Source organism: Streptomyces scopuliridis, from assembly GCF_042790125.1.
Taxonomy (GTDB): Bacteria; Actinomycetota; Actinomycetes; order Streptomycetales; family Streptomycetaceae; genus Streptomyces; species Streptomyces scopuliridis_A.
Genome location: NZ_JBHTZS010000026.1, coordinates 110,383 through 118,148 on the forward strand (window position 1 = coordinate 110,383; position 7,766 = coordinate 118,148).

Annotated in this window: 8 protein-coding genes; 6 read left to right on the top strand and 2 right to left on the bottom strand. The window is 70.4% G+C overall.

The genetic code is table 11. The annotated features are described in order from the left end of the window. The first annotated feature begins 281 nt into the window (after window positions 1–281). The 5 genes from ACFRKB_RS30200 (at window position 282) to ACFRKB_RS30220 (ending at window position 4,814) form a co-directional block, all read left to right on the top strand. Window positions 282–2,048: an ATP-binding protein gene (locus tag ACFRKB_RS30200; protein WP_383109761.1), complete on the top strand. Its 1,767-nt coding sequence runs from the start codon at window positions 282–284 to the stop codon at window positions 2,046–2,048. Between the two features lie 118 nt (window positions 2,049–2,166). Next, window positions 2,167–2,586, top strand: a complete 420-nt coding sequence (locus tag ACFRKB_RS30205; RefSeq protein ID WP_383109763.1) for a roadblock/LC7 domain-containing protein — start codon at window positions 2,167–2,169, stop codon at window positions 2,584–2,586. Further along, on the top strand, window positions 2,583–2,942 hold the full coding sequence (locus ACFRKB_RS30210) for a DUF742 domain-containing protein (protein ID WP_383109765.1): 360 nt from the start codon (window positions 2,583–2,585) through the stop codon (window positions 2,940–2,942). The genes ACFRKB_RS30205 and ACFRKB_RS30210 overlap by 4 nt, the downstream gene beginning before the upstream one ends. Next, on the top strand, window positions 2,923–3,537 hold the full coding sequence (locus tag ACFRKB_RS30215) for a GTP-binding protein (RefSeq protein WP_383109766.1): 615 nt from the start codon (window positions 2,923–2,925) through the stop codon (window positions 3,535–3,537). Before ACFRKB_RS30210 ends, ACFRKB_RS30215 begins: the two co-directional genes overlap by 20 nt. After that, window positions 3,534–4,814, top strand: a complete 1,281-nt coding sequence (locus ACFRKB_RS30220; RefSeq protein ID WP_383109768.1) for a cytochrome P450 — start codon at window positions 3,534–3,536, stop codon at window positions 4,812–4,814. Before ACFRKB_RS30215 ends, ACFRKB_RS30220 begins: the two co-directional genes overlap by 4 nt. A gap of 73 nt (window positions 4,815–4,887) precedes the next feature. On the opposite strand, the gene ACFRKB_RS30225 is transcribed toward ACFRKB_RS30220, so the two are convergent. Next, window positions 4,888–6,114 carry a cytochrome P450 gene (locus ACFRKB_RS30225; RefSeq protein WP_383109770.1) on the bottom strand — a complete coding sequence of 409 codons (1,227 nt, stop codon included), beginning with the start codon at window positions 6,112–6,114 and terminating at the stop codon, window positions 4,888–4,890. Between the two features lie 160 nt (window positions 6,115–6,274). On the opposite strand from ACFRKB_RS30225, the gene ACFRKB_RS30230 reads away from it, so the two are divergent. Further along, the gene (locus tag ACFRKB_RS30230; RefSeq protein ID WP_383109772.1) at window positions 6,275–6,805 is read left to right on the top strand and encodes a gamma carbonic anhydrase family protein; all 531 of its coding nucleotides are present in this window, start codon (window positions 6,275–6,277) and stop codon (window positions 6,803–6,805) included. A gap of 197 nt (window positions 6,806–7,002) precedes the next feature. Here the strand turns inward: ACFRKB_RS30230 and ACFRKB_RS30235 are convergent, their stop codons facing one another. After that, the gene (locus ACFRKB_RS30235) at window positions 7,003–7,656 is read right to left on the bottom strand and encodes a DedA family protein (RefSeq protein WP_383109774.1); all 654 of its coding nucleotides are present in this window, start codon (window positions 7,654–7,656) and stop codon (window positions 7,003–7,005) included. Window positions 7,657–7,766: the final 110 nt, after the last annotated feature.

The following is a 7,766-nucleotide window of genomic DNA, read 5'->3' on the forward strand; positions in this document are numbered from 1 at the left end:
CAGGGCAGACACGGTGTTATGCGCATATGACAGGGGCTTCAGCGGTTCGTTCTATTTACCATGCCTCCCCTGGCCGGTGGGTGACTTCGGGACGAACTCCTCCGTTGTGTGGGCTCCGACCCTTCTCTGTGTTCCAGGGGCGCGCGGCGTGGTTAGCATGAGCCACTATGTGGTGCGGAAGATCGCCGTCCCCATCGGTGTCAGATCCCGCCCGTGCGGCCGAAGCGCGCTGGTCGGCCGGTCTTTATCCCCCGCACTCAAGCACCCCGAGGGACCGCGGAATGTCAGTGCCTGTCGCCCCCCGCCCGCGCCGCATACGCAGGGCACGGTCTCTGCCGCTCGCCGTACCCCTCGGCCTGCTGGTGGTGGCCGCCGCGGCGGGAGGCGCCGTGGCCGCGACGGCGCCCTCGGCGGCACGTACCTGGGTGGCCGCCACCGTCGCCGCCGCCTGGGTGTGCCTGGCGGTCACGGCCGTCACCGCCGCGCTGCTGCTGCGCAGCGGCCGGCGCGGCACGGTCACCGCCGAACACGAGACGCGGGCGGCGCAGTCGCGGCTGACCCACCTCGGCGCGGAATCCGCGCATCTGCTGAACGTCGCGCTGCCCGCCGTGGTCAAGAGAGTCCAGGACGGCGCGGGCGCCGACGAGACGCTGGAGTCCACCCCGGCGCCGTCCGATCCCCAACTGCGGCGCCTGCTGGAGATGTTCACCACCGAGGTCGCCGGCTCCGCGCAGCGCGCGGCCGACGCGGCCGACGAACGCGACAGGGCCGTCGCCCAGCTGACGCGGGCCGCCGACGAACTGGATCTGCTCACCGGCAAGACGCTGCCCGACGCGCTCGGCGGGCTGCGCGCCGGCGGCTCCGCGGACACCGTGCTCGGCACCATCGAGCCGCCCTCCGATCCGCGGCTACGGGTCCTGCTGGACGCGGTGGTCAGGGACTTCGCCACCAGCGAGCGCCGCGCCGCCGCGGCGCAGGCGGCCAGCGCCAAGGCGCTGAGCCGGGTGCAGGCGAAGGCCGTGAGCATGCTCGCGGATCTGCGCGAGATGCAGGACCGTTACGGCGAAGAGGTCTTCGGGGATCTCCTCAGGCTCGACCACAACACCTCCCAGCTCGGACTGCTCACCGACCGGCTGGCCCTGCTGATGGGCGGTCGCGCGAGCCGCGCCTGGAACAAGCCGATCGGCATGGAGAGCATCCTGCGCGGCGCGGTGGGCCGGATCGCCGCGTACCAGCGGGTCAGGCTGCACTGTTCGAGCAGCGCCGCGATCGCCGGGTTCGCCGCCGAGCCCGTGATGCATCTCCTCGCCGAACTCATGGACAACGCGGCGAACTTCTCCCCGCCGATCGACGAGGTCCATGTCTATGTCGAGGAGCGCACCGCCGGGATCGTGGTGACCATCGAGGACAGCGGGCTGAAGATGGCCGCCGCCGCGATGCGGCGCGCCGAGGAGTCCGTCTCGGGACGGGTCACCGACCTGGCGATGCTCCAGGGCACCCGGCTCGGTCTCGCCGTGGTCGGCCGGCTGGCCGCCAAGTACCACATCAGCGTCAACTACCGGCCGTCGTCCCGTGGCGGTACGGGCGTCGTGGTGCTCTTCCCGCCGCAGCTCATGGCCCAGCAGCGCGGTATGGCCCCGGAGCAGTCCTTGCGGCGTCCGGCGCCGGAGGCGACACTCCCCGCCGCCCCGCGGGCCACCTCGGCCCCGCAGGTCACGTCGGCCCCGGGGGCCACGGAGGACCTGTCGGCCCCGCCCCGCTCGTCCGCCCCGGCCGCCGCGCCGGTCTCCCCCGTACTGCCCTCCTCGTCCGCCCCGTCCGCCCCGGTGGACGGTCCCCGCGTGGCGACACCCAACGGGCTGCCGGTCCGCCCGCCGGGCCGCACCATGGCCGCCGCCGACCGCGCCCGGCCGCAGCCGGAGTCGGAGAGCGAGGGCGTACGGCCGGGCCGTGACGCGGGCTCGCAGTTCGGTGCCTTCCACCGGGCGCGCCGCGCCTCGGAGGGCCGCTCGGGCACCGACGGCACGTCCGGGACCCCGGCCGAGTAAGGGCCGCCCTCTCCCCGTACGGCGCCCGGGGTCTTGGCGCCCTTCCCCACCCGGAACGCGAGATTGGAGGCACGGGCAGGTGACCGGTCCGCCCGGTACCACCCGCCCCACGCACACCATGCAGACCACTGACAACAGCCTGACCTGGCTCCTCGAGAGCCTGTTGGAACGCACCCCCGGCACCCGGCACGCCCTGGTGCTCTCCCGTGACGGGCTGAAGCTCTGCTGGAGCCGTCATCTCACCCTCGACCAGGCCGACCAGCTGGCGGCCATCTGTTCCGGCATCCAGGCGCTCGCCCAGGGCGCCTCGGTGGAGTTCGGCAACGGCACCGGCGGCGTACGGCACTCGATGACCGAATTCCACGGCGGTCTGCTGTTCATCGTGGAGGCCGGTGACGGAGCGCATCTCGCGGTCGTGGCCGAGGACGGCGCCGACCCGGGCGTGGTGGGCCATCAGATGACCGAGCTGGTCGAGCAGATCGGTGAGCATCTGCGGGCCGAGCCGCGCGGGGCGGTCCAGGAGAGTTCTCGGTCATGACCCCCCGCCGGCCCGTCGACACCGGGGATCCCGACCGGCTGTACACCGTCACCGGTGGCCGCAGCCGGGTCGACGACGACTCGTTCGATCTGGTCACCCTGATCGTCAGCGAGTGCGAACCGACAGCGGGGATGCAGTCGGAGCATGTCCGGATCCTGGAACTGTGCCGACATCCCACGGCGGTCGTCGAGATCTCCGCGGAGCTGAAGCTGCCGGTGACGGTGGTACGGATCCTCCTCGGTGATCTCCTCGCGACGGGCCGGATCACCGCCCGGCACCCCCGTGCGGCACGCTCCGCCGAGCTGCCCGACTCCGCCCTTCTGATGGAGGTGCTCCATGGACTCCGCAACCTCTGAGCTCCCGGCCCGTACCCCGCTGGCCGACGCCGCCGAGACCGGTCTGAAGATCGTCGTCGTGGGCGGATTCGGGGTGGGCAAGACCACCCTCGTACGGTCGGTGAGCGAGATCCGGCCGCTCAACACCGAAGAGGTCATGACACAGGCCGGAATCGGTGTCGACGAGACCGTGGGGCTGACCACCAAGACCACCACGACCGTGGCCTTCGACTTCGGCCGGATCAGCCTCAACGACCGTATGGTGCTCTATCTGTTCGGGGCGCCCGGACAGGAGAGATTCTGGTTCCTCTGGGACCGGCTCTTCTCGGGCACGCTGGGCGCGGTCGTGCTGGTCGACACCCGGCGGATGAGCGAGTCCTGGTACGCGATCGACCGGCTGGAGCACCACAGGACACCGTTCGTGGTGGCGGTCAACCGGTTCGACGACGATGTCTCGGCCTTCTCACTGGCGGAGATCCGGCAGGCACTCTCGCTGCCGGAGCATGTGCCGCTGATCGACTGCGACGCGCGGGTGCGTTCGTCCGGCAAGAGCGTACTGATCACCCTCGTGGACCACCTCTACGAACTGGCCATGGCCCGGGAGATGACCCCATGACCGATCCCGCAGACCCCTCCCCCGACCAGGCCGTCCCGCCGCCGGGCTGCCCCGCGCACGCCGGCGTGCAGGAGGACGCCGTCGCGCTGAGCGGGCTGGAGTACCAGCAGACCCCGTCCCAGCTGTACCGCACGCTGCGCAGGGAGCACGGCGCGATCGCGCCCGTCGTGCTCGACGGGGGCATCCCCGCCTGGCTGGTGCTCGGCTATACCGAGGTCTCGTATGTCACCAGCCATGACGAGCTGTTCGCCCGTGACTCACGGCGCTGGAACCAGTGGCCGTCGATCCCGCCCGACTGGCCGCTGATGCCGTTCGTCGGCTATCAGCCGTCGGTCATGTTCGCGGAGGGCCCGGAGCACCAGCGCAGGGCCGGTGTGATCACCGAGGCCCTGGAGTCCATCGACCAGTTCGAACTGGCCCATACCTGCCGTGAGATCGCCGAGGGACTGATCGACGACTTCGCCGGCAGCGGGCAGGCCGAACTGATGAGCGCGTTCGCGCACGCGCTGCCGATGCGGGCCGTGGTCCGGCTCTGCGGCATGCCCGCCGACGGCGTGGACACCGAGGATCTGGTCCGCGATCTGCGGATCTCGCTGGACGCCGCCGAGGGCGATGACCCGGTCGCCGCCTATGTGCGGGTGATGGAGCGGATGCAGCGGCTGGTCAAGGACAAGCGGGACCAGCCGGGGTCCGACATCACCTCGCGGATGCTGAGCCACCCGGCCGGGCTGACGGACGAGGAGATGGTCGTCGACCTGATCACCGTCATCGCCGCCGCGCAGCAGCCGACCGCCAACTGGATCTGCAACACCCTGCGACTGCTGCTGACCGACGACCGGTTCGCGCTGAACGTGTCCGGTGGCCGGCTCAGCGTCGGGCAGGCGCTGAACGAGGTGCTGTGGCTGGACACGCCGACGCAGAACTTCATCGGGCGGTGGGCGGTGCGCGACACCCAGCTCGGCGGCCGGCACATCAAGGCGGGCGACTGTCTCGTCCTGGGACTCGCCGCGGCCAACACCGATCCGCAGATCTGGCCGGAAGGTCATATCGGCCCGGAGAACTCCGCGCATCTGTCGTTCAGCAACGGCGAGCACCGCTGCCCGTATCCGGCCCCGCTGCTCGCCGATGTCATCGCGCGCACCGCGGTCGAGACGCTGTTGGAGCGGCTGCCGGACGTGGTGCTCGCGGTCGAGCCGGACGAGCTGAAGTGGCGGCCGTCCATCTGGATGCGGGGGCTGACCGCGCTGCCGGTGAGCTTCACCCCGGTCGTGCAGTAGCGGCGCCGTACGGCGGGTCGCCTCGCGATGTACGGCCGCCGGGCCCGGCAAACCCCGGGCCCGGCGGGTGCCGTCAGCCCGTGACGGGGGTGAAACGCACGGGCAGCGTCTGCGGTCCGCGGGTGAACACGCCCTGCTCGACCGGGTCGAACCCGTCGGCGAGCCGGATGTCCGGCATGGCGTCGAGCAGTTGGTTGATGCCGGTCTCGACCTCCGCCTTCGCCAGCAGGGCGCCGACACAGAAGTGCCGTCCGAGCGCGAAGGCCAGATGGTCGGCGGCCGCGGAGAACGCGGTCGTCGTGGTCAGATCGTCCCGGAAGATATTGAAGCGGTCCGGCTCCTGGTAGCGCGAGCCGTCACGGTTGGCGGCGCCGATCAGACAGGTGACCGTGGCTCCCTCCGGAATGGTCCCCCCGCTCACCTCGACGTCCTTGGCGGTCTGCCGCATGATCATGTGAACCGGCGGGGTGAACCGGAGCGTCTCCGCGAAGGCCCGGTCGATCAGCGTACGGTCCTGCTGTACGGCCGCCAGCTGATCGGGGTGGAGCAGCAGGTTCGCGAAGACGCTGGCGATCGCCTTGTCGGTGGTCTCCCCGCCGGCCGCCAGCAGCAGGCTGCAGAACGCCTTGATGTCCTCGTCGCTCATCCGTACGCCGTCGACCTCGGCGGCGCAGAGCGTGGAGAGCAGATCGTCCCCGAGGTTGTCGCGCCGGTCCCGGATGATCGGCAGCATGTACTCCGCGAACTCTACGCGCGTACGCTCGCCGGCTGCCGCGACCTCCGCGTCGCCGGAGAGGTTGCCCAGGAAGGCGATGACCGCGGTGTACCAGCCGTGGAACCGGGCGTGGTCGGCCTTGTCGAGGCCGAGCATGTCCGCGATGACATTGACGGGGAAGCGGGTGGCGTAGTCCGTCACCAGATCGGCGGACCCGGTGTGCCGGAACGCGTCGATCAGTTCACGGGAGTTGCGGTCGATGACCGGCAGGAACTTGTCGCGCAGATCGCCGCCGCGGAAGGCCGGGGCGACCAGCGCCCGGCGTACCGCGTGCTCCCGCCCGCTCATCTGGAGGATCGTCTTGCCGTGCACCGGCTCAAGCTGCCAGTCGTAGTTGTCGGTGGTGAACACCGACTCCTTGTCCTTGAAGGCGCGTTCGACGTCCTCGTAGCGCGAGATGATGTAGCTCTGGGTGGCCTCGTGCCAGATGAGCGGCGCGCTCTCCCGCATCACGCGATAGGCCGGATACGGATTCTCGGCGAACTCGGCCGACAGGATGTCGGGGACCTGATGTGCGGTGGCCATGGAGCTCCTCGGTCGGTACTGGCCCGATCAACAACGGGCTACTTCACCAAGTTTATTGATCAACCGTCATCAGATACAGCCATGTTCGTGCCCGACCTGAGGTCTGTGTGCCAGGAGTGGTCGCTTACCGTGTAACTCCGATCAGCACGGAGGAGACGTCATGACGGAACGGGCACTGATCACCGGCGTGGGCGGGAAGGCTCCCGGCATCGACCCCGCCGCGTTCACGGCGCCGACGTCGGTGGTGGTCGGCGATGTCACCGTCGCGGCGGGTGCGAGCGTCTGGTACCACACCGTACTCAGGGCCGACTGCGGGCCGATCGTGGTCGGCGCCGACAGCAATATCCAGGACAACTGCACCCTGCACTGCGATCCCGGCTTCCCGCTCACGGTCGGCGAGCGCGTCTCGGTCGGTCACAACGCGGTGCTGCACGGCTGCACGGTCGAGGACGATGTTCTGATCGGCATGGGCGCCACGGTCCTCAACGGCGCGCACATCGGCGCCGGGTCACTGATCGCGGCGCAGTCGCTCGTACCGCAGGGCATGCGCGTGCCGCCGGGCTCGCTGGTCGCGGGGGTGCCCGCCAAGGTCAAGCGCGAGCTGACGGAGGAGGAGCGGGCGGGGATCAGGCTGAACGCGGCGGGCTATCTGCAACTGGCGAAGGCGCACCGCGAGACGCACGGACTCTGAGGTCCAGCCCCGGACAGGCCCTCGGCCCTGTCTGACAAATCCCGCCTGGCTCGCGGTGTCTGGCACGCACGCTCGCGGCGTTGTCGGGATCACCCCAGTACGTCCAGTACTGGGGAGACCCTCCGCCTTGCGATCGCACGCACCAGACGCCGCGAGCCCCGCCCTCCGGGCGGACGGCGCTATTTGTCAGACAGGGCCTAGTCCGCGGCGGGTACGGGATCCGGCTCGCCCGCCGACGGCTTCGGCTCCGCGGCCTTCTTGGCGCGGTTCTTCAGCACGAGCATGGACGTGATCCCGATCAGCACCGCGAGCAGCAGCCCGAGCCAGGAGAAGCGCTTGAGCCAGGCCTCGGCGACCACACCGACCGAGTAGATGACGGCGGTCGTACCGCCCGCCCAGACGATGCCGCCCAGGACGTTGGCGATCAGGAACTTCCAGTACGGCATGTGCAGCACGCCCGCGAGCGGTCCGGCGAAGATCCGCAGCAGGGCGACGAAGCGGCCGAAGAAGACCGCCCACATGCCCCACTTCTGGAACGACCGCTCCGCCATGGCGATCTGGGCCTCGCCGAAGTGCTTGGGGAACTTCGCGCCGAGCCGGGCCAGCAGCGGCCTGCCGCCCTTGCGGCCGATGGCGTAGCCGATCGAGTCGCCGATGATCGCACCGGCGATGGCGCTGGCGCCCAGAATGTACGGATTGATGTCGCCGTGCTGGGAGGCGAGCAGCGCCGAGCTGACGAGAACGATCTCACCCGGCAGCGGGATACCGAGGCTTTCGAGCCCGATGACCACCCCTACCAGGAGGTAGACGCTGACCGCGGGGACGGTCTCCAGCCACTCCTGGACGTGCAACGCCGGTTCCTCCCATTGTTTCCGCTGCCCGGCGTGCGCCTGGCCAGGCGCACGCCGGGCAGCCGACCCGGTGGGCGGGGGGGGTCAGGCAATCGGGCGCGGGGGAGGAA

Bases quoted from the DNA above. Each gene is read 5' to 3' on its own strand.
- ACFRKB_RS30200 (WP_383109761.1), top strand. From the start codon at position 282: ATGTCAGTGCCTGTCGCCCCCCGCCCGCGCCGCATACGCAGGGCACGG.
- ACFRKB_RS30205 (WP_383109763.1), top strand. From the start codon at position 2,167: ATGCAGACCACTGACAACAGCCTGACCTGGCTCCTCGAGAGCCTGTTG.
- ACFRKB_RS30210 (WP_383109765.1), top strand. From the start codon at position 2,583: ATGACCCCCCGCCGGCCCGTCGACACCGGGGATCCCGACCGGCTGTAC.
- ACFRKB_RS30215 (WP_383109766.1), top strand. From the start codon at position 2,923: ATGGACTCCGCAACCTCTGAGCTCCCGGCCCGTACCCCGCTGGCCGAC.
- ACFRKB_RS30220 (WP_383109768.1), top strand. From the start codon at position 3,534: ATGACCGATCCCGCAGACCCCTCCCCCGACCAGGCCGTCCCGCCGCCG.
- ACFRKB_RS30225 (WP_383109770.1), bottom strand. From the start codon at position 6,114: ATGGCCACCGCACATCAGGTCCCCGACATCCTGTCGGCCGAGTTCGCC.
- ACFRKB_RS30230 (WP_383109772.1), top strand. From the start codon at position 6,275: ATGACGGAACGGGCACTGATCACCGGCGTGGGCGGGAAGGCTCCCGGC.